General features: G+C 70.3%; 17 protein-coding genes. 5 read left to right on the top strand and 12 right to left on the bottom strand.

Translation table 11 applies throughout. The features are described 5' to 3' along the window. Window positions 1–25: 25 nt before the first annotated feature. The 5 genes from HV824_RS25355 to HV824_RS25335 all read right to left on the bottom strand — a co-directional run bounded on the left by HV824_RS25355 (window position 26) and on the right by HV824_RS25335 (window position 7503). A complete protein-coding gene (locus tag HV824_RS25355; protein ID WP_255208329.1) occupies window positions 26–1798 on the bottom strand; it encodes a CotH kinase family protein in 1773 nt (590 codons plus the stop codon). A 436-nt stretch (window positions 1799–2234) separates the two neighbouring features. After that, window positions 2235–3284, bottom strand: coding sequence for an SPFH domain-containing protein (locus tag HV824_RS25350; RefSeq protein WP_176411642.1), 1050 nt, complete (start codon window positions 3282–3284; stop codon window positions 2235–2237). 197 nt (window positions 3285–3481) lie between these two features. Continuing rightward, window positions 3482–4282, bottom strand: coding sequence for an ABC transporter permease subunit (locus tag HV824_RS25345; protein ID WP_163786303.1), 801 nt, complete (start codon window positions 4280–4282; stop codon window positions 3482–3484). Window positions 4283–4285: 3 nt separating this feature from the next. Then, window positions 4286–5203 (bottom strand): ABC transporter ATP-binding protein, encoded by a 918-nt coding sequence (locus tag HV824_RS25340; RefSeq protein ID WP_176420119.1) that lies wholly within the window; start codon window positions 5201–5203, stop codon window positions 4286–4288. Beyond that, entirely contained in the window at window positions 5200–7503 is a 2304-nt protein-coding gene (locus HV824_RS25335; RefSeq protein ID WP_176424442.1) for a glycosyltransferase family 39 protein, read from the bottom strand. The genes HV824_RS25340 and HV824_RS25335 overlap by 4 nt, the downstream gene beginning before the upstream one ends. A gap of 265 nt (window positions 7504–7768) precedes the next feature. Between HV824_RS25335 and HV824_RS25330 the strand changes: the two genes are divergently transcribed. Both HV824_RS25330 and HV824_RS25325 read left to right on the top strand, forming a co-directional pair. Next, complete coding sequence (locus HV824_RS25330) at window positions 7769–8980, top strand: hypothetical protein (RefSeq protein ID WP_176424441.1); 1212 nt, start codon at window positions 7769–7771, stop codon at window positions 8978–8980. Window positions 8981–8986: 6 nt separating this feature from the next. Next, the gene (locus tag HV824_RS25325; RefSeq protein WP_176424440.1) at window positions 8987–9865 is read left to right on the top strand and encodes a hypothetical protein; all 879 of its coding nucleotides are present in this window, start codon (window positions 8987–8989) and stop codon (window positions 9863–9865) included. A gap of 51 nt (window positions 9866–9916) precedes the next feature. Here HV824_RS25325 and HV824_RS25320 read toward each other — a convergent pair whose 3' ends face one another. After that, the gene (locus tag HV824_RS25320) at window positions 9917–10456 is read right to left on the bottom strand and encodes a hypothetical protein (protein WP_176420123.1); all 540 of its coding nucleotides are present in this window, start codon (window positions 10454–10456) and stop codon (window positions 9917–9919) included. Between the two features lie 91 nt (window positions 10457–10547). Beyond that, window positions 10548–12044, bottom strand: a complete 1497-nt coding sequence (locus HV824_RS25315) for a rhomboid family intramembrane serine protease (RefSeq protein WP_176420124.1) — start codon at window positions 12042–12044, stop codon at window positions 10548–10550. 165 nt (window positions 12045–12209) lie between these two features. Between HV824_RS25315 and HV824_RS25310 the strand changes: the two genes are divergently transcribed. After that, on the top strand, window positions 12210–13925 hold the full coding sequence (locus HV824_RS25310) for an FHA domain-containing protein (RefSeq protein WP_176420125.1): 1716 nt from the start codon (window positions 12210–12212) through the stop codon (window positions 13923–13925). Window positions 13926–13999: 74 nt separating this feature from the next. Then, window positions 14000–14593 carry a response regulator gene (locus HV824_RS25305; RefSeq protein ID WP_141648350.1) on the top strand — a complete coding sequence of 198 codons (594 nt, stop codon included), beginning with the start codon at window positions 14000–14002 and terminating at the stop codon, window positions 14591–14593. Window positions 14594–14627: 34 nt separating this feature from the next. On the opposite strand, the gene HV824_RS25300 is transcribed toward HV824_RS25305, so the two are convergent. The 3 genes from HV824_RS25300 to HV824_RS25290 are packed head-to-tail and all read right to left on the bottom strand — an operon-like array spanning window position 14628 to window position 17023. Beyond that, window positions 14628–15410 carry an enoyl-CoA hydratase-related protein gene (locus HV824_RS25300; RefSeq protein ID WP_176420126.1) on the bottom strand — a complete coding sequence of 261 codons (783 nt, stop codon included), beginning with the start codon at window positions 15408–15410 and terminating at the stop codon, window positions 14628–14630. Between the two features lie 2 nt (window positions 15411–15412). Beyond that, on the bottom strand, window positions 15413–15625 hold the full coding sequence (locus HV824_RS25295; protein ID WP_176420127.1) for a biotin/lipoyl-binding carrier protein: 213 nt from the start codon (window positions 15623–15625) through the stop codon (window positions 15413–15415). Between the two features lie 45 nt (window positions 15626–15670). Beyond that, on the bottom strand, window positions 15671–17023 hold the full coding sequence (locus tag HV824_RS25290) for an acetyl/propionyl/methylcrotonyl-CoA carboxylase subunit alpha (RefSeq protein WP_176420128.1): 1353 nt from the start codon (window positions 17021–17023) through the stop codon (window positions 15671–15673). 137 nt (window positions 17024–17160) lie between these two features. Between HV824_RS25290 and HV824_RS25285 the strand changes: the two genes are divergently transcribed. Continuing rightward, on the top strand, window positions 17161–17550 hold the full coding sequence (locus tag HV824_RS25285; protein ID WP_176424439.1) for a hypothetical protein: 390 nt from the start codon (window positions 17161–17163) through the stop codon (window positions 17548–17550). Window positions 17551–17571: 21 nt separating this feature from the next. Here the strand turns inward: HV824_RS25285 and ftsZ are convergent, their stop codons facing one another. Both ftsZ and HV824_RS25275 read right to left on the bottom strand, forming a co-directional pair. Further along, the gene (ftsZ, locus tag HV824_RS25280; RefSeq protein ID WP_176420130.1) at window positions 17572–18789 is read right to left on the bottom strand and encodes a cell division protein FtsZ; all 1218 of its coding nucleotides are present in this window, start codon (window positions 18787–18789) and stop codon (window positions 17572–17574) included. Between the two features lie 334 nt (window positions 18790–19123). After that, window positions 19124–26435, bottom strand: a 7312-nt coding sequence (locus HV824_RS25275; protein ID WP_176424438.1) for an Ig-like domain-containing protein, incomplete at its 5' end; no start/stop codon positions are given.

Below are 26435 nucleotides of genomic sequence, written 5' to 3'. Positions count from 1 at the left end.
CCCCCGCCCCGCCCGCGCCGGCGCCCTAGAAAGGACCGAACGCCGCTTCCAGGTGCTGGCGCACGGACGTGGGCCGCTGCGTGGCGTAGTCACGCATCGCGTCCACGTAGTAGCGCCATGACTCCATGGACACCGGATAGCCCCAACGCTCGATGTGCGCGGGCATCTCCGCGGCGACCAGGTCGGTCAGCGACGCCAGGTGCGCCGTCACGCGCTCCTCGCGGAAGGTGTTGTCCAGGTGCCACTGGAAGCGCGACACGAAGCGGCTCTTGAAGTCCGCGTTCGTCATCAGCTTGCGGATGAGCACCACGGACCACTCCGGGAGCGTCTCATCCGTCAGCACCCGGGCCAGCGCGTCGTAATCCGCGTCGCCCAGGAAGGCCCCGTCCAAGTCGTAGAGCAGCCAGCGCCAGCGGCCGTCCTTCGCGGCGGGCCCCTGGGCATCTGGCTCCACGTAGCGCCAGAACTTGACGTTGTTGTGGGGCCAGTCGGGGTTCGCGAAGAAGATCTCCGCGATTTGATAGTCGATGAAGTCGTCCACATCCATCATCGACTCCACGTGGGCCAGGTTCTCCGGCAGCGAGAGGTCGTTGTTCCGGACGAAGTCCAGCAGCGCCAGGTAGTGCGACTCGTCGCCCTCCTCGCCCGTGTCGAGCACCCCGTTCAGCTCCAGGATGGCCACCTTCTTGCGGTCGATGCCGTGGCGCGACGCGAGGTAGTACTCGTCATACCGCTCGCGCAGCTCGTGCAGGCCCCAGTACTCGCCGTTGAGGTACAGGACGGTGGGGCGGCAGGCCTGCAGGTGCAGCGCCGTCTCCCGCAGCAGCCCCTGGAGCGCGCAGTCGCGAATCTTGGAGTACAGCAGGTCCTGGCCCGACGTGCGGACGATGAGCCGCGTGTACTCGTCCAGCGTCTCGTCGGGGAACACCGCCGCGCGGAACGTCTTCGGCCCGTAGTCCTCCTTCGCGTACAGGCGCAGGCTCTTGTGCGGCAGCGCCGCGCTGCCCGAGCCGTGGATGCGCACCCCCGCCCCCTGCGAAATCACCGGCTGGCCGTCCACCTCGAACCACTCCACGTGGAGGGGGCGCTCCCAGTCCTTGCCACCCTGGTGATAGTTGCCGTTGCCCCATATCCAGTCCGGCATGGGGTCCTCCGCGTGAATCCTCCCGGGGACGTAGATGCCGTGCTCGAAGCCGAAGAAGTGCTCCGCGTCCACCGTCAGGGACATCACCGGCAACGGGCCATGAGCGCTGTCGATGAGATAGCTCCGCGTGCCGGAGGCGCCCACGGGCGTGGCGTCCTGGAACTGCTGGAACCGCACCACGGCGGCGCGGCGCACCGGCCCGCGGGGCGGCAGCCACCGCCAGTCCACCGGCGTCTCCGGAGGATTCGTGGGAATGAGTGACAGGGGCGCGGGCTCGCCCTGTGAGCGCATCAGGACCAGCGGAGAGGTGTAGCGGGGCGAGTCGGCCGTCGGCGTCGACCCATCCAGCGTGTAGCGCGTCGTCGCGGACTCGCTCGTGGGCAGCGTCAGCAGGGACGGGGACTGATAGAGCGCGTGCGGCGTGTCGAAGTCCAACGGCTGGAGCGCCAGCGACACGCGGGCCGGCGTGCCCGAACCGTCATGCGCCACCACTTCGATGGTGTGCATCCTCGCGCCGGGCAGCCATTGGATGCGCCACTGGTCACCGTGCACCTCGGCCCAGCCGAGCAGCACGCCGTCCACGTGGACTTCCACGGCCTTGATGTCACCCTGCCCCTGGATGGTGCCCCGCAGGAAGCCGGTCGCGTTGTCCATGCCGTCAATGGACACGTACGGAACGGACTGCTCTTCCCGCGGACCGTCAATGGACGGAGCCGGCGGAACATCCTCACGGCAGGCGGACAGTGAAACCGTGAGCGCCAACAGCGCCGAGCGGGACCTGTAACGAAACGTCCTCAATGCCTTGTCTCCCTGGAAACCCACGGCCAGCCTGGCTGGCACGGGGACGTCCGGCCCGCGGGGATACACCCCTCCCGCGACACGTCCCACACGCGCCCATGCACGGCGCACGCCTTCTGAGCCCTCAGGTGAGGCGCCCTGAAACGCACACCGCACGACGACCGCGGCGCCCCCTGTGTAGCGCAGGGGACGTTTGCGGTCCATCCAGCCCCGGTGCACGTCGGGGAAAGTACGAGAGCCCCCGCCCGGTGTCGGACGGAGGCTCTGGGTCCCGCGGGGAACACGAAGGGCACTACAGGAGCTTCATCAGCTCCGCGCGCTTCGCGTTGTACTCCTCATCACTGAGGACGCCCGCATCCTTCAGCTCCTTGATTTCCTTCAGGCGCTGCGCGGGGCTGCGCGTGTCCGCCGGGGGCGCCGCGGGCGCGGGCTCCGGGGGCCGCTGCTGGTGCGGCTGCTGGTTCATGAACTGCTGGGCCATGCCGAAGCCCATGCCCATGCCCATGCCGCCCAGCGCGTTGCCCGCGCCGCCGCCGCCGTCACCGCCCTTGGCCATGCCCTCGGCCGCGCCGAGCATCGCCTGGCCCTGCGCGTACTGCTGGAAGCCACCGGCCAGACGCGAGTACGCCACGTCCTTGCCCAGCTTCTTCAGCGTCGCCTCGTCCTCCTCCTTGATGGAGACGTGGAAGTTGCCCATCCGCACCACGGTGAGGCCGTAGCCGTCCACGTGGGGCTTGAGCCCGGAGATGACCTCCGTCTCAATCTCCTCGGTGTACGCGCCGCTCGTCACGTCGAGCAGCGGCCAGCGCTTCTTGACGAGCAGCTCCGCGATGCGGTCGCGCGTCACCTTCAGCACCTGGTTCTTGAACCAGCCGAGCAGCTCTTCGTTGCCGGTGCGGCCCATGCCCACCAGGCCCACCACCAGGCGCTCCGGGTCCGTCACGCGGATGGAGAAGTCGCCGTACACCATGGTGCCGATGCCCAGGCCCGTCTCCGGGTCGCGCACGTCACCGATGGGACCGCCGAACTTCACGCCGGCGAACTCCCGCGTGGAGACGAAGAAGATTTCGGAGATGAAGAGGTTGCCGCCCGTGAAGCCTTCCATGAGGCGGGACAGGAACGGGATGTTGTTCGTGTCCAGCGAGTGACGGCCGGGCCCCAGCTTGCCCTCCACCTTGCCGTCCTTCACGAAGAGGGCGACCTCGTCCGCATCGACGGTGAGCTGGGTCAGCATCCGGACGTTGTTCTCCGGATACTTGTAGATGATGTCGCCCTTCGATGAATCCGCCCGGGCGATGAAGTTGCGCTTCGCCTCACCCTTGATGCTGTCGAAGATACCCATTGCCGTCAGCGCCTCCGTGGCCGCGTTGGCAGCCGGTCAACCCGCGCCGCCACCTCAACCCCATTTAAGAGCATGGCATCCAGGACGAAAGCGCGCGCGCTCGCGTACCGGTACCTGCTCGCAACATGCCAGTTTCACTGGCGAAAGCCTAGCCGCTCGGCGGGCTGGATGCTTTGGAAAGCGGGGGCCGGCGTCCGCTAGCCCCAGCGGCTCACCAACCGCTCGCGGTCCAACAGGCGGATACTGGCCCACAGCAGGAGGGCGTCCAGCACCAGCACCACGGCGCCCTGGAGCAGGTAGTAGCCAAAGCCCGCCTTGAGCACGCCCGCCACCTGTCCGCCCACCATGCCCACGAGGGGCAGCACCACCAGCGCGGACAGCTGCTGGGCCATGCGCGCCTCGCTCACCCGGGCGGAGATGAGCACCGCCACCCCGTTGCCGAAGAAGGCGAACAGCGGCGCGATGACGAACACGCCGAAGGTCCACAGCGCGTTGGGCATCAGCGGCATCTTCACCAGCGGCCACGCGACGATGTCCACGCCCACGCAGAACAGGACGAAGGCCGTCCATGTGATCGCCACGGACGGCACCAGCGCCGCCAGGCTCTTGCCCGTCACCAGCTCCGCCGCCGTCACGGGCGAGGCCAGGAGCGGCTCCAGCGTGCGCCGCTCCTTCTCCCCCGCCACGCTCTGCGACGCGATGAGGATGGGCACGAACACCGGCATCACCAGGAACATGCCGAACCAGTCGGTGAGCGTCTTGTCGATGAGGAAGCGCGCGGCGCTGGCCCCCAGCGGCAGCGTGGGGTCATAGAAGAGCGCCACGCTGCGCAGGTCCGCGTGGTCCGGCGCGCGCACGTACGTCCACACCACGCCAATGGGCACCAGCACCATGACGGCCGGGAGCACCATCATGGACACCAGCAGGCCCACGTTCTTTCGCAGGTCCAGGAAGTCCTTCCAGAACACCGCCAGGGCCCGCTTCGGACGGAACGCCATCGGCTACCCCCTCCCCTCGCGCAGCAGCTCCAGATAGACCTCTTCCAGGGGACGCTGCGTGGGCACCGCGCTGTGCACCCGCGCGCCCGCCCCCACCAGGCAGGCCACCACGTCGGGCGCCTGCGCATCATCCGCCAGCATCACCCGCAGCTTCGGCCCTTCGGCCAGCACGTTGGGCGCGAAGGCCAGCCGGGCCAGCGCTCCGCGAAAGCGCTCCGCCTCCCCCTCCACGCGCACCTCCAGCGCCTGCCCCGCGTGCCGCAGCTCCCGCACCGGGCCCATGGCCAGCAGGCGGCGCTTCACCACCGCCACGCGCTCACACAGGCGCTCCACCTCCGCCAGGTTGTGCGAGCACAGGACGATGGTGCGCCCCTCCGACGCCAGCTCCGCCACGGCGTCGCGCACGGTGCGCGCGGACTCCGGATCCAGGCCGCTGGTGGGCTCGTCCAGGAAGATGACCTTCGGGTCGTGCACCAGCGTCCGGACGATGGCCAGCTTCTGCCGCATGCCCTTGGAGAAGCCGCCCACCGGCTCCTGTTCACGCCCGCCCAACCCGAAGCGCTCCAGGTAGTGCCGGGCCCGAGGCCAGGCCGCGGCTTCATCCAGCTCATGCAGCTTCATGAAGAAGCGCAGGTTCTCCCGCGCGGTGAGCCTGTCGTAGAGGCCAGGCTGCTCGGTGAGCAGGCCCACCACCTTGCGCAGCGGCTCGCCGTCGCGGTCCACCCGGTGACCCCACACGGTGGCCTCGCCCTCGGTGGGCCGCAGCAGCCCCGTGAGCATGCGCACCGTGGTCGTCTTCCCCGCGCCGTTGGGACCCAGCAGGCCGAACACCTCGCCGGGCCGCACGTGGAAGGACAACGCCTCCACGGCCACCCGGTCTCCGAAGCGCTTGCCCAGCTCCTGGACGTGGATGCCGCTCAATCGATGGTCACCAGGAGGAACTTGTTGTTGATGTCGCGGTCCACCGGCGTGACGACCTTGTCCGAGCCCACCGCGGTGCGCAACAGGTTGAGCCGGTTGTGCTCCACCAGGGCCCACTCGCGGCCCGGGCGCTGCGCCAGGGCGCGCATGCGCGCGTTGGCGTCCGAAGCGCGGTACTGCTCCACCGTGTTCTGCGAGTAGAGCGTCTCGCCGCGCCAGTTCATCATGTACGCGACGATGGGCTCGCCTACCTGACGCTGCGCGTAGTAGCGCCAGAAGAGGTCACGCTGCGTCCAGTGGTGGGACAGGTCCACCCAGTGGCTCCAGTTGAACCAGAGGGCCATGCCCGCCGCGAGCACCCAGAAGGTGCCGAACAGCATCGCCCGGGCCCGCATCAGCGCCGCCACCACCGCCATGCCGCCCGCCACCGCGAAGGTGAAGCCCAGCGACTTCTTGATGTTGACGGGCTCCGACAGCGCCTTGAGCAGCGAGTCCGCCGCCGCCGGCTGACGGAAGCCCCGCACCGCGAACGCGATGCCCACCACCGCCAGCACGCCGGCCAGGGTCTGGAGCGCCACGCGGCCCTCCGCGCCCGGCCGCATGGACTCCCACGCCAGGTAGCCGGCCACCACCAGCACCGCCACGCCCACCAGCGCCTTGGCGGACACCTGCGCCTGGGCGCTCACCGCGCCCAGCGTCGCCACGCCGCCCAGCAGCAACATCAGCGCCACGGCGCGCGCGCTCGGCGTCGTCCGGGCCCGCCCCTTCGCGGAGAAGGCGTCGAAGGACAGGTAGACGCCGAAGGCCAGCAGCACCAGCGTCACCAGATCCCCTGTCCACAGCGGGCGCGAGGTGAAGAACGCGATGGGCTTGGTCACCAGGTCCTGCGGATAGGGCCGGTCGTAGTTGTAGACGAACAAGTCGGTGAAGATCTTCGGGTTCTCCGCGATGTTCTTCCCCACCAGGACGAAGAGCATGAAGCCGAAGATGAGGCTCACCGCGTGCGCGGAGATGCCCTCCTCCCACAGCCGGTCGATGAAGAGCGCCAGGAGGACGGCCACGCCCGGCAGCACCGGGAAGACGTAGTGGTGGAACTTGGTGGCGCTGGACGACAGCAGCCAGAAGGAGAAGGCCACCCACAGCACCGCGATGATGGCCAGGTGGTCCGCCGCCTTCTCCGAGCGCAGCTTCAGCCGCGCCACCACCGAGAAGGCGCCGGGCAGCAGCGCTACCCAGGGGAAGATGGCGAAGCCGCCCTGCTCGATGAAGTAGATGAACGTGCCGCCCGGCGTGGTGGTGTGCACGCCCGCCGTGAGGCGGTTGAGGTGGTCATGGACGAAGAAGCGGTACCAGAAGAGCTTGCCCTCATCATCCACGGAGCCGAAGAGGGACAGCGTCAGGTACCAGGGGCCCGCCACCGCGAAGAACACCAGGATGCCCGTGCCCAGGTGCATCTTGAACATCTGCCCCCACAGCACGGGCATGGGCTGACGGCCCTCGCGCACGTCCTTGCGGAAGCTGGACTGGGTGAGCCACTTCAGGTGCGCGTCCAGGCTGTCGCTGTCCCAGGGGATGACGGACAGGGCCGCGTACAGCATCAGGATGACGGCGGGCAGGCCCACGCCCAGCAGGCCCTTGGCCAGCGCGGACAGGCCGGCGAAGAAATAGAAGCCGTACCACCAGGCGGCGCGGTGCTTCGTGGTCGCATCCAACTGGCCGATGAGCGCGCACGCCATGGCGCAGATGAACGTCGTGACGAAGGGCGTGTCCGTCACCGTCTGCCGCGTGAGCAGGAAGTACAGCGGCATGGTGGCCAGCACGAAGCCGGTGGCCAGGCCCGCGCGCCGGGACACCACGCGCGACACCGCCAGCGACAGCAGCGCCACCGCGGTGATGCTCAGGAGCGCGAAGGGCACCCGCATGCCCCACTCCATGTAGCGGCCCAGCACCCCGCCGGGGTTCACCGCGCCCGCGGCGTACATGCCCAGCGCCTGCATCCACATGGTGAGCGGCGGCTTGGAGAAGAACCACGAGCCTTCCCAGAAGGGGTACACGTAGTCCTGGCGGACAATCATCATCCGCGCCACTTCGCCGTAGTGCGTCTCCCAGCAGTCCCAGAGGCCCACCGCGCCCAGGTAGGGGAGGAAGAGCAGGGCCGCGAAGCCCGCCGTGGCCGTCACGACGCGCAGGCTGAAGGACAGCTCCAGCCACCGCTTCGCCCACTTCGCCTGGAAGAAGTCCTTGCCGAGGATGGCCTCGGCGAAGGTCTGCTCCCGCTGCTGTTCGACTTCGCTCTCCACGGACTGAAGCTCCTTGAGTCGTTCCGGACGGTGGGCGGCCCACCCTCGGCGGGACGCGGCGTTATATCCCCGCGGCCCCCTCCGGTCGACCACCGCCAACCGCCTCTGCCGTGAGCCTGACTGCGCGCCGCTGTGCAGGTGGATGTACACGGAAGGGGCGCCAACCCCGCGAAAGCACGGCTCCCTGGCTGGGGCACGGCGCTTGAAACGCCTGGGCCCGGCGGTGCTTCCCGAGGCCGATGGAAGTGGCCGCCGAGGAGACATCATGCTCGCCCCCGCGGTGCCCCTGGTCTGCGCCCTCTTGCTCGCGCAGCCAGGGAACGAGGCCCCCGTCCTTCAGTCGCCCGCCACACCGCTCCCTTCCCAGACCTGGCACGCCCCCACGGTGTGCTTGCGGCTGCCACCGACGCAGGCCGTCCCCTCCGGTGAGTGGCGAGCCCAGTGTGACGACACCGCCCAGGTGTGCCGGGTGTCTCCACGGCGGGAGCTGGACGCCGAGGGCCAGGAGACGGACCGGCGACAAGCGCGGGTGACGCCCTGCTCCATCGCGCTCGACGACGAGGCGGCGGCGCGGGTGAAGGGTTATCGAATGGAGCCGGCCCGCGCGGCGGCCCCACCCGGCTGGTACCGGGACGAGCGCGGGCGGGTGATGCAGTTCAACTTCGACCTGAACCGGCGCGTCTGGCTTGGAGGCGCCTGGGCTCCGCTTTGGCATGACGGCCAGGCGCAGGGCCGCATGCGCGCCGACTTCGGCATCGCGGTGGAGGCGCCGTCCCACCAAGGGAAGCGGCTGCACCGGCTCCGCGTCCTGGAGACGGAGCTGCACCTGGGCGTGCCCTCGCTCGACCTGACGGCGGCGCGTTACGACTTCAGCGTCGAGCGCGACGACCCGCTCTTCCGCGTGACGACCTTCTTCGGCAAGCCGCGGCGGCATGACCTCCACCTCAACCTGGGCTTGTGGATGGAGACGCTCCGCGTGGAGGAGCTCGAACGCGGCGGCGAAGTGGGGCGCTTCCTCACCTGGGGCGCGCTCCACGCCACGGTGGACCTGTGGCACTCGAAGGACCTGGTGTCCTACGTGCGCGTGCGCGCCGGTCCCTCCTTCGAGCGGGACGCTGCGAATGGCTTCAACACCTTCGTCCCGGGCGCGGCGCTCGAAGCCGACCTGACGCTGGACCGCAACGGCTTCCACCACCTGCGGCTGGGGGTGGAAGCGGAGAAGGTGTTGCTGGCCCCGGCCGTCGCGGGCCGCCCGCCGAGGCCGGAGCGGCTGCGGCTCCATGCCGGCTACGAGGTCATCCTCCTGGCCATCAACGACCAGCCGGTGACCCTGCTCGTGGATGGCCGCGGCGTGAAGCGTGGCGACCTCGCGGGCGTCCCCGAGCAGTGGGAGTGGTCCACGTCCGCGGGCCTGCGCTTCTCCCTCTGGGCGCCCGCGCGGCGCTCCGCGCCCAGGGGCGCGTCCGTGAAGGGGTAGGCCCCCATGCTGATGCTCGGATTGGCGCTGCTGCTGGCCACCGCCGCGGACGTGCCGCGGGGCGTGCCCACCGACGACGCCTGCGTGGCCCTGGACGAACGCGGGGAGCCCTACCCCATCTGCTTCGACCCGGGCGACGGCTTCGTGGTGGGCACGCGCATGCGGCTCAGCCGCTCGGTGATGACGCAGGCGGTGCGCACGGGCGTGCACCTCCGAAGCGGACGCAGCAGCCGGAGCAAGGGGTCGCCCTGGTTCAACAACCACCGGCTGCTCGGGCTGGAGGCGTGGGATGGGGAGCAGCGTGGGCTCACCTTCACCGCGTATGACGGGACGCTGCGCCGGCACCTGGAGGAAGGCTTCATCCTGGTGCCCACGGCGCGACCAGCGCGCATCCCCTTCCCCTTCGACGTGACGGTGGCGCTGCGGCTGGGGCACCTGGAGCGCCGCGTCTGGGAGGGCCCCGGGTGGACCTTGGAGGCGGGACGGCTGGGCCTGCTGTTGGACCCGGTGCGCGCGGAGACGGAGCGGGCGTGGTTCGGCGTGGGGCCCGCGGCCGGGCACTCCGTGCGGCGCTCCAGGGAGGGCGCCTCGCACACGGTGGCGCCCTTCACCGAGCTGATGTTCGACGCGGGACTGGAGTCACGGGACGGACTGTGGGCCCTGCGCGCATCGGGGCTCGCGGGCTGGAGCGTTGGCATCGAGCGTGGGCTGTACTTCCGCGCCAGGACGGACGTGGGCCTGGAGCGCGTCGTGCTGGCGGTGGCGGACCAGCCCGTGGTGCTCCAGGTGAGCGGGGCCTATGTCCACCGGGACGCGGGGCTGGCCCGGCGCAGTGAGTGGACCGCGAACGCGGGGCTCGCGGTCCGCGTCTTCGGCGCCCGGTGATGCGCGGCAAGAGAGGCCCGGGCGCTCCCCCAAGGAGCGCCCGGGACCGGCTCACTGCGACGAAGAGGGCGTGAAGAGGCTGTTCACCGTGTTCACGACGGCAGCGCCCTGCGCGAGACCGGGAATGGGCAGCGCTGACACGACCGCGCTCGCCGAGTCGATGACCGCGTGCGTCTTCTGCGACGGTGTCGACGACGCGTTGGTGAACACGTCCCGCGTGTTCGACAACGAGGACATCGCACCGACGACGTTCAGGCCCGGGACGAACTTGCCCAGCGTCTTCCCAACGAACGTCGGGGGCAGCGCCGTGGGCACGGTGCCTCGCGACATCTGGCCGATGGCGCGGGCACCCGTCTCGAAGGTGTCCGCCACGTTGATGGCGTTGTTCAGCGTGCCCGAGGTGCTGCCAATCGTGCTCACCGCCTGCTGCGGTGTCCTCACCGGCTCCGACGAGCCGCCCTTGCTCCCCACGCGCTTGGCGACGTTCGCCTCGAGCGCCACCGCGTTCATGGTCCGGTCCGCGACCTCCGCCACCACGGGCCCGGGCTTGAAAGACGAAACGGTCGACTTGACTCCAGGAATCTGCGGCATGGTGTTCCCCCCTCTGCGTGTGACCGTGGCCTGCATTGGGGTTATCTGCGGTGACTCTCGGCAGTTTCACCTACATTTTCCGACCTGTTTTTCAGCGGTGTGGCGCCGCCTCCAGCACGGTCCGAAGCGTGAGCTCCGCCGCGCGCAGCCGGGCATCCTGAGGGTCCACCTGGCGCGCTTCCACCAGGCGCTCCAAGGCCCGCGCGACGTTGCCGCGTGACAGCTCGCAGCGCACGCCCGCCTCCAACGCGCCGGTGTCCCAGGGCCCGTACACCCGCGCCTCCGCGGCCGCGTGACACCCTTCCTCCACGCGCGACGCCTGCAGGAGCGCACGCGCCAGCTCCACGCGCGTCTCCACATGAGCGGGCGCCAGCCGCACGGACTCGCTCAACGGCGCCACCGCTTCCTTGGGGAGGCCCAGGCGGCGCAGCACCCCGCCCAATTCGCGCAGCGGTCCCGGCGCGCCCGGGACGAGCAGCGCGTGAGCCCGCGCCTCGCGCAGGACGGATGGCTCGTCGAAGCGCAGCTCCGCCACCATCCGGTCCACCACCTCTCGGTAGGCGGGGTACGCCGCGGGCCAGGTGAACACCAACCGGTACACCCACTCCCCCCGCGGCACGAAGAGCGCCATCAGATGGGTGGGCCCCCCTGGCCCCTCCAGCTCCGCATGCAGCCGCTGCGCGCTCCGCCCACCCACGCGCGCCGCCACCGGCCCCGTCACCTTCAGCGTCCGCCCCTCCGGGCCCTGAGCGCCCTGCACCAACACGTCCTGCTGGAACTGCCGTGCCTGGACCGAGCCGTCTCCCGGCTCTCCCGTCTCGATGGCCTCCGCCGAGAAGGTCGCGCGGCCACGCCCGGGCAAGCCGTTGGAGAAGGCCCGCCGGCCCTGCCCGTCCACGTCGCCCCGCCAGTCGCGCGGCAGCGCCACGGAGATGCCAAAGCCGTCATCCCGCTCCGTGCGCCAGATGGAGCGCTCCGCCACCACCCCTCCCGCGAGCACCACCGCCACCGTCACCATCCCCACCGGGCGCAGCCAGCCTGGGGCCGGACGCCAGCGCGGCTCCAGGAAGACGCCGGCCAGCAGTCCCGCGAGCAGGCCCCCCAGGTGCCCCGCGTTGTCCACGCCCACCGACGTCCACCCCATCCAGAGGAAGACCAGCACCGTGGGCACCGCGGCCTCGCCGGACATCCACCGCGCCGGCAGCTTCGCCCGGTGACGCCGGCCCAGGACGAGCAGCGCCCCTACACAGGCGTACACGAGCCCGGAGGCCCCCACGCTCACCGCCCCGGAGTTGCCGAGCGAGCCGGCCATGGTGCCCAGCCCCGCCGCCACCAGCAGCGCCGCGTAGTCCCGGCGCCGGCAAAGGCGCTCCAGGCCGCTTCCCGCCGCCAGCAGCACCAGGACATTGAGGGACAGGTGGAGGAAGTCCCGGTGCAGGAAGTTGGCGGTGACGAGCCGCCAGACCTGGCCCGCGTCCACCACCAGGGGCCCCGCCTTGGCGCCCCACCGCAGCAGGGAGTCCAGCCCCACGGGCCCCGTCGCGCGCGCCGCGCCGTGGATGGCCACCAGCACGGTGGCCAGGATCAAGGTGAGCCAGGGCGCCCCCCCAAGTCGCGCTCCACCGGCCGATTGACCGATGGACAACAGCCTCGCCTGCCCCTCTTCCTCGGGAGAAAGTCCTGTCTTTTGAGGGGGATACATGGCTTGTACAGGGAAAGGCCGTTCTGCTATGACTGTACGCGGATCGGACCCGTGCTGAAGCTCATCATCGAAGACGACGAGGGGCGCAAGACCGTTGTTCCCTTCGTGCGTGACGAGATCACCATCGGCCGTCAGGAGGGAAACACCATCCGCCTGACGGAACGAAATGTGTCTCGCCGTCACGCACGATTGGTGCGACTCAATGGCCACGTCGTAGTGGAAGACCTGGGGAGCTATAACGGCACCCGGATCAACGGCGAGCGAATCGCGGGTCAGTCGCCCCTGAAAGAGGGCGACCTGGTCCAGATTGGCGACTACGACCTCGCGCTCCAAGCCGAGGGCGCGGCCAACGCCGTAGGCCCCATCACCACCAAGGTGCCCGCCCGCCGGCCGGAGCCCGAGCCGGAGGAGGACGACTCCGACAACGAGCCCGAGGAGAGCGACCACACCCCGCCCTCCCTCAGCGCCGCGGAGGCCCGCCGTCACTCCACCTCCATCATCCGGTTGGATCAGGTGGAGGCGGAGCGGCCGCGCAAGGTGGTGGACGTGCCCGCCGAGGACGCTCCCCGCCTGCTCGTGTTGTCCCCGGACGAGCTCAAGGGCCAGGAGTTCGCCTGCATCCGCACGGAGCTGCGGATCGGCCGCACCGACGACAACGACATCACGTTGGATCATCGGTCGCTGTCGCGCACCCACGCCAAGCTCGTCCGCGAGGACGCTGGCGAGTGGCGCGTCATCGACATGCAGTCCGCCAACGGGATGACGGTCAACGGTGAGAGCTACGCGCAGGCCACGCTCGGCACCGGAGACATCATCGAGCTGGGACACGTGAAGCTGCGCTTCGTCAACGCCGGTGACGCGTCAGACGACGCGGCCGCCGGCGGCGGCTCGCGCTCGAAGCTGCCCCTGGTGGCGGGCCTCGCGGCCCTGCTGCTCGGCGGCGGCGGCGGCGCCTTCTGGTACCTGAACCAGCAGGGCGCCCAGCCGGTAGCGGCCCCCGTCATCGCGCAGACGCCCACGCCGCTCCCGGACGAGGAGCCGCGGCCGACCATCGAGGACCAGGCCGCGGCCAACGACACCCCGCTCGCGACGGCGGCGGCGCAGACGCCCAAGACGCCTCCCCCCCCACGTGGCCCCTCCATGGAGGAGCAGCGCGCGGTCGCCGACAAGGCGATCGCGGCGCGTGACTTCGACGCGGCCGTGGAGGCGCTGGAGGTCATCAAGGATGCCAACGGCCAGCGCCCCCGTGACGTGGAGACCCGGCTCGACGAGGCGCGCGCCGAGCAGCTGATGAAGCGGCGGCTCGACGACGTCCGCAAGGCCCTGGGCGACGGCAAGCTGCCGGAGGCCGAGGAGGCCCTGCGCGAAAGCGCCGCCACCAAGGCGTTCGCCAAGGAGTACGCGGCGCTGAAGACGCAGGTCGCCGAGGCCAAGAAGAAGGCGGCTCCGCCCGCCGCGGTTCCCACCTCCGGCACGGACAAGGCGCCGTCCGCCGCGCAGTCCGCGGCGGCCAAGGCCCAGGCGGACGGCTTCGAGCACATCAAGGGCCTGCGCTACCGGCAGGCCATCGAGCAGCTCAACAAGTGCCTCGACCTGGAACCTGGCCGCGCCGAGTGCCACCTCTACCTCGGGTCCGCCTACGCGAATGACAACCAGCCCGAGAAGGGCGCGGTTCACTACAAGCGATTCCTGGAACTTGCGCCCAATCACGCGTACTACGAGCGCGTGAAGGGTTTGGTCGAGAGTTACGAGAATCCCAAGAAGTAGTGGTCTGCCGGAATCACCCTCGCCCCCCGAGGGTATTCCGGTCCCATGGCACTGAACTGCAGCGAGGAGACGCTGTGCAGATTCGCATCCTGGTAGTTGATGATGAGCAGGACAACTGCGACTACCTCAAGCTGGTCCTGACCCGTGAAGGCTACGAGGTGGTGACCACGACGGACCCCACCCAGACGGTGGAAATCCTCCGGGGCTCCGACTTCCACCTCGTCATCCTCGACATGATGATGCCGCAGATGTCGGGCACCGAGGTGCTGGAGCTGATTCGCAAGTACGACACGGACGTGGCCGTCATCGTCGCCACCGCGTACCCCACGGTGGACACGGCGGTGGCCTCGCTCAAGGCGCAGGCCTCCGACTACGTCAAGAAGCCCATGGAGCCGGAGCAGTTCATCACCGCGGTCCGCAACGCCCTCCAGAAGAAGGGCTTGTCCCAGGACCCGGAGGCGGACCTGCACCGCGCCATTGGCCGCACCATCCGCGACGCACGCAAGACGCAGGAGCTCACGCTCAAGCAGCTGGCGCGGCGCACGGGCCTGTCGGTGTCGCTGCTGTCGCAGATTGAGCGCGCGGAGTCCTCCGCCTCCATCTCCTCGCTGTACAAGATTGCCTCGGCGCTGCAGCTGCGCATGGGCGAGCTCTTCGGCGACACCTGATGTCGCCGTGGCAGTACCCCGCCGGCCGCCCTGACTAGCGGCCGGAGAAGCGGGGCGGGCGCTTTTCGAGGAAGGCCGCCCGCCCCTCCTTCGCGTCCTCGCTCCCGAAGGCCGCCGCGCGCAAGCCGCGCAGCCGCGCCCGGTCCGCCGCCTCCAACGGGGCCCGAGCCAGGCGCCCGAAGGACTCCTTCATCCCCGACACCGCCAGCGGCGCATGGCTGGCCAGGGTGGCGCACAGCGCCAGCGCGCGCGGCTCCGCGTCCGCCAGGCAGTCGTCCAGCAGCCCCCACTCCAACGCCTCCCGCGCGCTCAGCTTCCGCGCCGCGAGGAAGAGCTGCTTGGCGCGCGCCACGCCCACCAGCCGCGCGGCCCGGGCCAGCCCCTCCGGGGAGTAGACGATGCCCAGCTTCGCGGGGGGCATGAGGAAGACGGCGTTGGGCGCGCCGACGCGGAAGTCGCACGAGGCCGCCAGGTCGAAGCCCGCGCCCACCGCCGGGCCCTCCACCAGCGCCACGCTGGGCGCGGGGTGGGACTCCAGCTTCAGCAGGCACTCCACCAGCAGGTCATCCGGCAGCCGCCCGTCCGCGCCCGGGGGGCCCAGGTGCGTCAAGTCATAGCCGGAACAGAACGCCCCACCCGCGCCGCGCACCAGCAAGGCGCGCACGTGCGGGGCGGGCTCCAGCGCCGCGTCCAGCCGAGCCAGGAGGCCGTCATCCAGCGCGTTGCGGCGGGCCGGGTTGGACAGCGTCAACACCCGGACCCCGTCGTCGCGGTCCTCGACGTTCAGCGAAGCGCCTGTCGCGACGACGGGCTCCACTGCTAGCCGAGCACCACGAGGACGTCGCCCTCGTTGACCGACTGCGCCTCCTTCACCCGAATCTCCTTCACCGTCCCGCCCTCCTCTGCCTCCACGGGCATCTCCATCTTCATGGACTCGAGGATGACGAGCGTGTCGCCCGCGTTGACCTGCTGGCCGACCTGAACCTCAATCTTCCACACCGTGCCGGTGATGTGCGCCGCTACGTCCGCCATGAATCCGTGCCTCCTCAGGGGTGGGTGGGGCTGGAGCGGGCCCCGCTACGCCGGCTTGGCGTGGTGCTCCAGGAAGTGCGTGTCCAGCTCGCCGGCCTGGAAGGCCGCATCCTGCACGATGCGCAGGTGGAGCGGGATGTTCGTCTTGATGCCTTCGATGCGGAACGACTGGAGCGCCGCCACGGAGCGCGCAATCGCCTGCGCCCGCGTCTCACCGGTGACGATGAGCTTGGCAATCATCGGGTCGTAGTTGGGCGTGACGGTGTTGCCCTCGCCGTAGCCCGCGTCCAGCCGGACGCCCTCGCCCGTGGGCGGCTGGAACACCTTCAGCGGCCCAGGGGACGGGAAGAACTTCACCGGGTCCTCTGCGTAGATGCGGAACTCCAGCGCCGCCCCGCGTCGCTTCACGTCCTCCTGCGTCACCGTGAGGCGCTCACCCGCGGCGATGCGCAGCTGCCAGCCGATGAGGTCCAGCCCCGTGGTCAGCTCCGTCACCGGGTGCTCCACCTGGAGGCGGGCGTTCATCTCAATGAAGTAGACCTCACCGTCCGAGTACAGGAACTCCACCGTGCCGGCGTTGGCGTAGCCGAAGGCCTTCGCCGCGGCCACCGCGGCCGTGAAGAGCTTCCGCGCCAGCTCCGGGTTGCGCCCGTCCGCGAACAGCACGGAGGGGGCCTCCTCCACCACCTTCTGGTGTCGCCGCTGGATGGAGCACTCCCGCTCCAGGCAGTGGATGAGGTGGCCGTGCTGGTCCCCCAGAATCTGGACCTCGATGTGCCGCGGCGCCGGAAAGTAGCGCTCCACGTACACGCCTTCCTTGCCGAAGGCGGCCTTCGCCCGGTCCGTGCACTGGCGGTAGACCTTCTCCATCTCCGCCGGGCTCCTGGCCACCGCCATGCCAATGCCCCCGCCGCCGCTGGCCGCCTTGACGAGCACCGGGTAGCCGATGCGCTCGGCCTCCGCCAGCGCGCTGGCCACGTCGGGCACCACGTCCTCGCTGCCGGGCACCACGGGCACCCCCGCGGCGGACACCAGCCTGCGGGCCTGGCTCTTGTCCTTCATCCGCGCCATGGCCTCCGGCGGCGGTCCCACGAAGATGAGCCCCGCGTCCGCGCAGGCCTGGGCGAACTCGCCGTTCTCCGACAGGAAGCCGTACCCCGGGTGGATGGCCTGCGCGCCCGTCTGCTTCGCGGCCTGCAGGATGGCGGCGGCGTCAAGGTAGCTGTCCTTGGCCGGCGCGGGGCCGATGCGTACCGCCTCGTCCGCCTCCTTCACGAAGGGCAGCTCGGCGTCCGCGTCCGAATAGACGGCGACCGTCTTGAGCCCCATTCCCCGGGCCACCACGCCGATGCGGCGGGCGATTTCTCCCCGGTTGGCGATGAGCAGCTTCTGGAACATGGCGAAACCCCTGGGGTGCGGGTGCGAAAGGGCGGCGAACCTAACCCTCGCTCCCTCCCAAGACAAGGGTGCGGGCGGACGTGCAACAGGTCCCTACAGTCCAGTAAATTTGCGGGTCTACAAGGCGGTGTCGTACCTTGTTCCCCGTGACGCCCCCCTCCTCTTCAAGCCCTGGCGGCGTGGTCAATCTGCACCACGCGCGGCGCGCCAAGCGCCTGGACCTCTACCGTGGCCGGCACACGGACCGCGTGCGCTTCGTGCGCACCACGCTGGAGGCGCTGACGCAGAGCGGAACCCTCTTCACCGAGGAGGGCACGCGCCGCGGCCTCTCCCTGCTGAAGGCGCTCCAGCTGCTGCAGCGGGCCCACGCGCGCCTGGAGGAAGTGTCCGGCGACGGCGTGCTGCCCGCGGCCCGGCTCCCGGAGCGCGTGGACGCGCTCTATTCGGAAGTCGACGCCCTCTTCGCCCGCGCGGACACCCTGTCCGCCCGCGACGAAGCCAGCGTGGCCCAGCTTCCCGCTCGCTGAGCCCCGCTTCTCCCCTGCCGCTTACGGCAGCTCCGTCTGGCCCTGCCGCCGCAGGAAGGTGGGGATGTCGAACTGGTCCTCGTCCAGCGGCAGCGGCGCGTCCTTCACCACCGCAGTGCGGGCGCTCACGGCCTTGCTGCTCTCCACGGTGAGCTGGCGCGAGCCGCTGCCCTTGGTGGGCACCAGGCTGGCGACTTCCTCACGCGCGTTGGCGAGCACGGACTGCGCCGGACGCGACAGCGGCACCTGCACCACGGGCGTCACCGTGCGGACCTTGGGCGCGTCCCGGTGCACGAAGCCCGTGGCGATGATGGTGATCTTCACCTCGTCCGAGATGTTCTCGTCGATGAGCGAGCCGAAGATGATCTCCGCCTCGCTGTCGGCGGCGTCGTGCACCAGCGTCAGGGCCTCGTTGACCTCCTGCAGGGTCATGTCGCGGCCACCGGTGATGTTGATGAGCAGGCCCGTGGCGCCGTCGATGGTGACGTCCTCCAGCAGCGGACTGGCGATGGCCTGCTGCATGGCAATCAACGCGCGCTTGTCGCCGGTCGAGTGGCCCGTGCCCATGAGCGCGATGCCCTTGTCGCTCATGATGGTCTTCACGTCTGCGAAGTCGACGTTGATGTAGCCGTGGTACTGGATGAGGTCGCTGATGCCCTGCACGGCGTTCAGCAGGACCTCGTCCGCGCGCTTGAACGTCTCCAGCAGCGGCATCGGCTCGTTGGAGAGCGACAGCAGGCGCTGGTTCGGAATGGTGATGAGCGTGTCCACCGCGGCCTTGAGCTCCACGATGCCCTGCTCGGCCTGCTTGCGGCGCTTGTTGCCTTCGAAGAGGAAGGGCTTGGTGACGACGCCCACCGTGAGGCAGCCCAGGCTCTTGGCGATGTCCGCGATGATGGGCGCGGCGCCCGTGCCGGTGCCGCCGCCCATGCCGGCGGTGACGAACACCATGTCGGCGCCCTCGAGCACCGCGGCAATCTGGTCGCGTGACTCCAGGGCGGCCTCGCGGCCCATCTCCGGGTTGGCGCCCGCGCCCAGGCCCTTCGTCAGCGTCTGGCCCAGCTGAAGCCGGGTGGGCGCCTTGCTCGCGGCGAGCGCCTGGACATCGGTGTTGGCGGCGATGAAGTCCACCCGGTCCAACTTGGACAGGATCATCGTATTGACGGCGTTGCAGCCGGCGCCACCCGCCCCGACGACCCGAATCTTGGCGGCCTGCTTGTTCTGATCGAACTGGTCCATGGTGGTCCTCTCGCCCGGAGTTGCGCGATGCAGCGCGCGTGCTCCCAACCTCCTCAATCATCAGCAAGTCCCACGCTTTGGCAAGTATTCCGCTACGAGCCTGTAGCGGGATGCTGCGCGTCCGAGTCCTGACGCGCACTTACGCCAACGCAAGGACGTGCAGGCGTGCGACGCGGTGGGTGAACTTCGCCCCTTGACTCGCGCGCCACGGCACTGCGTAGCGGGTGGGACGCAGCATGCCCCAAAAAACGACGGGTGGCCCCGAAATCTCTTTCGGAGCCACCCGTGGATGAGCGCACCCGGTGTGCTTCACCGGGTATTCAGGGCCCGTGTGTCACCGCGCCTCGCGCTCCACTTCCACCTTCCCCACGCGGAGGATGGTGAAGCCCACGCGGCGGTTGTTCTCGCGGCCCTTCGCCGTCTTGTTGGTGTCCACCGGCTTCGCCTCGCCGTAGCCCACCGCCTCCATGCGGCCCTCGGCGATGCCGGCGTTCACCAGGAAGGCGCGCACGTTGTTCGCGCGGCGCTGGGACAGGTCCAGGTTCTTCGCGTCGTTGCCCTGGGCATCCGTGTGGCCCTCGATGCGGACCAGTTCCACCTGCGGGTTGGCGCGCAGCACCGCGGCCACCTGCTTCAGCAGCGGGAACGAGCGGGCCAGGATGACGTCCTTTCCAGTGGCGAAGTAGACCTTCTCCAGGATGACGATGCGCTCGCCATCCACGAGCACCTTGACCTTGCCCTTGTCGGGGCAGCCGTCCTCGTCCTGGAAGCCGTTGATGGTCTCCGGCTCGTTCGGGCACTTGTCCTCGGCGTCGGGGATGCCGTCCCGGTCGTTGTCCGGATCCGGGCAGCCGTCCTCGTCCTGGAAGCCGTCCTTGTCCTCCGGGGCGTTGGGGCAGCGGTCCTCCGGGTCCATGAGGCCGTCGCCATCCGTGTCCACTGGCGGCGGGGGCGGCGCCACGTCCGGGCAGCCCTCCGTGTCCTCGAAGCCATTGACCGTCTCCGGCTCGTTCGGGCACGCGTCCGCCGTGTCGGGGATGCCGTCCGCGTCGTTGTCCGGGTCGGGGCAGCCGTCCTCGTCCTGGAAGCCGTCCTTGTCCTCGGGGTCCGTCGGGCAGGCGTCATGGAGGTCCAGGAGGCCGTCGCCGTCCGTGTCCACCGGCGCCGCCGGCTGCGGCTCGCGGGACGGCTCCGGGCTGTAGCTGAAGCCCGCGAGCAGCCGGAAGCCCGGCGTGCCGTAGCCGCGGGTGAGCCCCGGCCCGCCGCCCACGTGCGCGGAGAAGCCGCCCAGCGCGCGGTACTTCAGCGCCGCCAGCAGCTCCAGCGGGCGCTCCTCGGTGTCCTGCTGCTCCAGGTTCACCGCGCCCACCACCGTGGCCGCGAGCGCCAGCGGCACCTCGCGCACCGTGAAGGGCAGCTCGGCGCCCACGCCGTAGGACACCGCGTTGCCCACGTTCAGGTTGCGCAGCTGCTGCATCTGCCGGAAGTCCACGCCCACGTTGGCGGCCACGCGGAAGCGCTCGCCGTATTCGGCCACCAGGCGCGGCTGCACGCCCACGCCCGAGCTCCCGAGAAAGTCAGAGCCGCCGCCCGTGGGCAGCACGACCGGCACCGTCAGGGCCAGGCCGAAGGAGCCCTCCTCCAGGAGGCGGGCCTTGGGCACCAGGCGCAGGTCACCGATGCCGCCCGAGCCCACGCCCTGGGCGAAGGACGGGTCCACCATGGGCGCCGCCTGCGAACGCTGGAGCGTCACCGGCAGCAGCACGCCGAGCTCGAAGCGGTCGAAGAGGCCCACCGAGCCCATCAGGTCCACCCCCACCTGGCTGCGCACCAGCGCGGTGATGTACCGGCCCGAGCGCGGGTCCATGAAGTTGAGCGGCTTGTCCGCGTAGTTGACGGACACGCCCACGTTCCAACCCAGGTGGGAATGCACCTGGGCGCTCTGGACGCCCAGGATGTCCTTCGAGCTCGGCCCCGGCTTGTACTGCTGCACGTCGATGGACTGGGAGGCGGACAGCGTGGGCACCTGCGCCACGGCCGGCCGCGACACCAGCAGCACCGCCAGCGCCAGCACGGCGGCGGCCACAGGGGCCCCACCGGCCCGCCCCGCCGAGCGGCGGAAGCGGCCCAGCAGCGGCAGCCCGAGCAGGAGCAGCGCCAGCGGAGCGAAGGTGCCCGCGCCGCTCGTGCTGCACCCACGGCCGGAGATGACGAAGTCGTCGTTGCCATCCAGCGGGTTCGTCCCGCCCGTGACTTCCTCGCCGTCGTTCACGCCGCCGCCGTCCGTGTCGGCGTTGTTCGGGTCCGTCTCCCCGTTGTCGAAGGAGCCGTTGTGGTTGGCGTCCTCCGCGCCGTCCGTCAGGCCGTCGCCGTCCGTGTCCGGGTCGAGCGGGTGGGTGGGGTTGGAGCCGCGCACCTCCACGCCGTCCGTCAGGCCGTCGTCGTCCGTGTCCGGGTTGTTCGGGTCCGTCTCCGTGGTGTCGACTCGGCCGTCATGGTTGGCGTCTTCCTCGCCGTCCATCAGGCCATCGCCGTCCGCGTCCGGGTTCTTCGGGTCGGTGGTGGTGCTCGGGTCCGCGTCCGGACGGAAGTTGGGCGAGCCTCGGTCCGTGTCCGCCGGAGCGCTCTCCAGCGTCACGCCCAGCTCCGTGCCGTCCAGGATGCCGTCGTTGTCGCTGTCCGGGTCCAACGCGTCGATGAGGCCGTCACCATCCGTGTCGGTGACGCCGTCGATGCCGTCCGGCACGCCGTCGTCGTCGCTGTCCGCGTCGTTGGGGTCCAGGCCCAGCGAGATTTCGGTCGCATCGTCGATGCCGTCGCCGTCGGAGTCGACGTCGTCCGCGGGGTTGAGCGGATCCGTCTCTCCCGGGTCCACCCGGCCGTTGCGGTTGGCGTCCTCGATGCCGTCACGCACGCTGCCGCCGTCCGTGTCGGGGTTGAGCGGGTCCGTCGTCGTGGTCGGGTCGGAGTCCGCCACGAAGCCCGTCATGTCCGTGTCGGTGCCCTGGGGCTCGGTGAGGCCCAGCTCCAGGCCGTCCGACAGCAGGTCGCCATCCGTGTCCCCGTTGTTCGGGTCCGTCTCGCCGTCGTCGACGATGCCGTTGTGGTTGGCGTCCTCGTTGCCATCCAGGATGCCGTCGTCATCCGAGTCGTCGTCGAGCGGATCCGTCCCCGCGACATTCACCTCGATGCCGTCCGGCAGGCCGTCACCGTCCGTGTCGGGGTTGTTCGGGTCGGTGCCCAGCGCAATCTCCTCGGCGTCCGTCAGGCCGTCGTCGTCCGAGTCGACCGCCACCGCCCAGGTGTAGGTCGCCGGCGTGTCGTCCACGTTGCCCGCCTCATCCACCGCGCGGACGCTCAGCGTGTGGCTGCCTTCCGCCAGGCCCGTGAAGGTGACCGGGTCCGTGCACGGCACGTACGCCGCGCCGTCCAGGCTGCACTCGTACGTCACCGGCGACTCGTCCGAGTCGAAGTCGAACGTCGCCGCGCTGGGCGCGTCCGTCAGCGGCGGGCCCGTGACGATGAGGGTATCCGGCGCGGTGGTGTCCACCGTCCAGGTGTAGCTGGCCGGCGTCGGGTCCACGTCGCCGTCGGCATCCACCGCGCGCACCTCCAGCGTGTGCTCGCCGTCATCCAGGCCCGTGAAGGTGACCGGGTCCGGGCACGCAGTGAAGGCCGCGCCGTCCAAGCTGCACTCGTAGGTGACCGGGGACTCGTCCGAGTCGAAGTCGAACGTCGCCGAGTCGCTGTTGGTGAGCGTGGGCGGCGTCGAGGTGAACGTCGTCTCCGGCGGCTCCGCGTCCACGATGAACGTGTGCGTCACCGTCGTGCTGGTGTTGCCCGCCTCGTCCTCCGCCGTGACGGACACCGTGTGGGGGCCCTCCGACAGCGTGTCGCCCACGGGGAGCGACCAGTTGCCGACCCCGTCGGCTTCCACCGTGCCCACCGTGACGCCATCCACCACCACCGTCACGGTGCTGCCCGGCTCCGACGTACCGGAGTACGTCACCACCGGCACGTCGAGCACCGCGCCGTCCACGGGCGTGGTGATGACCACCACCGGCGCCGCCGTATCCACCGTCCAGGTGTGCTCGGCGGGGGTCGAGTCCACGTTGCCCGCCGCATCCACCGCGCGCACGAGCAGCGTCTGGTCGCCGTCCGGCAGCGGGCCGAACTGCGCCTGGGCCGGGCACGCCGTGAAGGGCGCGCCGTTCAGCGAGCACTCGTACGTCACCGGAGACTCGTTCGAGGAGAAGACGAAGTCCGCGGTGGCCACGTTCGTCAGCACCGCCGGGCCACTGTCAATGGCGGTGTCCGGCGCCGCCGTGTCCACCGTGAAGGTGGAGCTCGTCGGAGCGCTGGTGTTGCCCGCCTCATCCGTCGCCGTGACGGTGATGGTGTACGTGTCGTCCGGCAACGTCACCGGCGGCGTGAAGGTCCAGTTGCCACCCGCGTCGACCGGGATGGGGCCGTAGGTCGTCCCATCCAGCGTCAGCGTCACGAACTCGGCGCCATCCGCCGTGCCGGTGATGGTCACCACCCCGTCATCCAGCACCGCGCCATTCGCGGGCGAGGTGATGAGCGGCGCCACCGGCGGCGTGAGGTCCACCGTCCAGGTGTGCTCGGCGGGCGTCGGGTCCACATTCCCCGCGGTGTCCACCGCGCGAACCAGGAGCGTGTGCTCCCCTTCCGCGAAGCCGTTGAACGTCGCCGTCTCCGTGCACGGCACGTAGGCCGCGCCGTCCAGGCTGCACTCGTAGGTGGAGCCCGGCTCGGAGGCCGCGAACTCGAACGAGGCTGACGTCTCCGAGGTCACCGCCGGCGGGCCGCTCACCACGAGCGTGTCCGGCGGCGTCGTGTCCACCGTCCACGCGTACTGCGCGGGCGTCGGGTCCACGTTGCCCGCCGCATCCACCGCGCGCACCAGGAGCAGGTGGTCCCCATCCGACAGGCCCGTGAAGGCCGCGGGGTCGGTGCAGGCCACATACATGCCCCCGTCCAGGCTGCACTCGTAGGCCACGCCGCCGCCCTCCGAGCGGAGATCAAAAGTAGCGGACGTGTCCTGCGTCAGCAGCGCCGGACCAGAGTCGATGAACGTGTCGGGCGCCGACAGGTCGACGATGAACGTGCTCGTCACCGGCCCCGCCGAGTTGCCCGCCGGGTCGACGCTGGTGATGCTCACCGTGTGCGGGCCCTCGTCGAGCGGCTCCGGCACGATGAAGGTCCAGTTGCCGTCCTCATCGACGACGATGGGACCGTGCGTCGCACCACCGACCTCCAGGTAGATGCTGCTGCCCGGCTCTCCCGTTCCCGTCAGCGTCGGCGTCGCGGTGGCGACCTCCTCCTGGTCCGCGGGCGAGTCGATGGTCGGCAGCGTCGGGGGCGTGAGGTCCACCGTCCACGCGTACTGAGCAGGCGTCGGGTCCACGTTGCCCGCCTCATCCACCGCACGCACCGCCAGCGTCTGGTCGCCCTCGACCAGGCCCGTGAACGACTGCGGGTCCGCGCAGGCGGTGAAGGGCGCGCCGTTCAGCGCGCACTGGTACGTCACCGGGCTCTCGTTCGAATCGAAGTCGAACGTTGCGCTGGTGGCGTTCGTCACCGCCGGAGGCCCGCTCACGATGGTGGTGTCCGGCGCGGTGGCATCCACCGTCCACGTCCGGGTGGCGGGCGTCGCGTCCACGTTGCCCGCCGCGTCCACCGCGCGCACCGCCAACGTGTGCGCACCATCCGCCAGCCCCGTGTAGGTGACGGGGTCGGTGCAGGGCACGAACGGCCCACCATCCAGCGAGCACTGGTACGTCACCGGGCTCTCGTCCGAGCTGAAGTCGAACGTCGCGCTGCTGGACGTCGTCGTCGCCGGAGGGCCGCTGACAATCGTCGTATCCGGCGCCGTCGTGTCCACCGTCCACGCGTACGTCGCGGGCGTCGGGTCCACGTTGCCCACCGCGTCCACCGCGCGCACCGCCAGCGTGTGGTTGCCCTGGCTCTGCCCATTGACCGTCAGCGGGTCCGTGCAGGGCACGAACGGCCCACCGTCCAGCGAGCACTGGTACGTCACCGGGCTCTCGTTCGAGCTGAAGTCGAACGTCGCGCTGGTGGCGCTCGTCACCGCCGGAGGCCCACTCACGATGGTGGTGTCCGGCGCGGTGGCGTCCACCGTCCACGTGTATTCCGCGGGCGTCACGTCCGCGTTGCCCGCCGCGTCCACCGCGCGCACCGCCAACGTGTGCGCACCATCCGCCAGCCCCGTGTAGGTGACGGGGTCGGTGCAGGGCACGAACGGCCCACCGTCCAGCGAGCACTGGTACGTCACCGGGCTCTCGTCCGAGCTGAAGTCGAACGTCGCGCTGCTGGACGTCGTCGTCGCCGGAGGCCCACTCACGATGGTCGTATCCGGCGCCGTCGTGTCCACCGTCCACGCGTACGTCGCGGGCGTCGGGTCCACGTTGCCCGCCCCGTCCACCGCGCGCACCGCCAGCGTGTGGTTGCCTTCCGCCAGGCCCGTGAACGTGCGCGGGTCGGTGCAGGCCACGAACGGGCCGCCGTCCAGCGCGCACTGGTACGTCACCGGGCTCTCATTGGAGCTGAAGTCGAACGTAGCGCTGGTGGAATTCGTCACCGCCGGAGGCCCACTCACGATGGTGGTGTCCGGAGGCGTGGTGTCGGAGACCACGGTGAAGGTGTTGGTGTTGCTCAGCACGGACGACACGCCCTGGAACTGGGCGTAGGCATTCACCGTATGCGCGCCGACAGGCAGGTCCACGGTCGGCGTGAAGCTGAAGTTCCCCACGGCGTCCGCCGTCGCGCGGCCCACTTCGACGCCATCCACGAAGATGACCACCGTGGAGTTCGCGGGGGCCGAGCCGGTGATGGCCGGACGAACGCCCGTGGTGGAGCCGTTGGCCGGCGTCACCACCACGGGGGCCGGCAGGTTCGCCGGGAAGGCGCCCGGCAGGACGGTGATGACACCCGGGGTTCCTGCAGCGGCGCCATACGTGAGACCGTCCGGAGCGCTGGCCGTCGGCTGCGTGCCCGCGGCGCCGCCGGTGACCACCGGAGGGCACGTTCCCGTCGCGGACTGCGTCAGCACCCGGCCGCCACCACCGCCGCCGCCCGTGCCGTGCTCGGCGAAAATCGTGCTACCGCCATTGCCACCGCGGGCCGACACCTGGTTGGCCGAGCAGCTCAGGGCTCCGGTGACGCGCAGGTACACGGTGCCGCCAGCGCCCGCTCCGCCCGCGGCGTCATTTCCATCCCCCAGGGCGTTGCCGCCCGCCAGCCCGTTCGCCGAAACACGACCGGCCCCCGACAGCGAGGCAGCGCGGATGAACACGAACCCGCCTCCCGCGCTCCCCGCGCCGGCCACGTCATCATTGCCATGTCCAGCGCCACCGCCACCGCCGAACAGCCCCTGGCTCACCGCATCGAAGTTCAGACCGGCGCCACCGAGCCCACCCACCGTCCGAGAAACCGTAGGACCGTCCTCCCCACTCCAAGTGCGCCCACCGATGCCACCTGCGCCCGCGTTGCTGCCGCCACCACCGCCGGAGTTGTGGCAGACGCCGCCGCCACCCGCGTTGGCGATGTTGCCCCGGCCCGTCGTCACCTGCGGGAGGTCGAGCGGGAAGTCCTCGCCGCCAAAC

Source organism: Myxococcus sp. AM009, assembly GCF_013372605.1.
Taxonomy (GTDB): domain Bacteria; phylum Myxococcota; class Myxococcia; order Myxococcales; family Myxococcaceae; genus Myxococcus; species Myxococcus vastator.
This window is presented reverse-complemented; position numbering and strand designations above follow the sequence as displayed.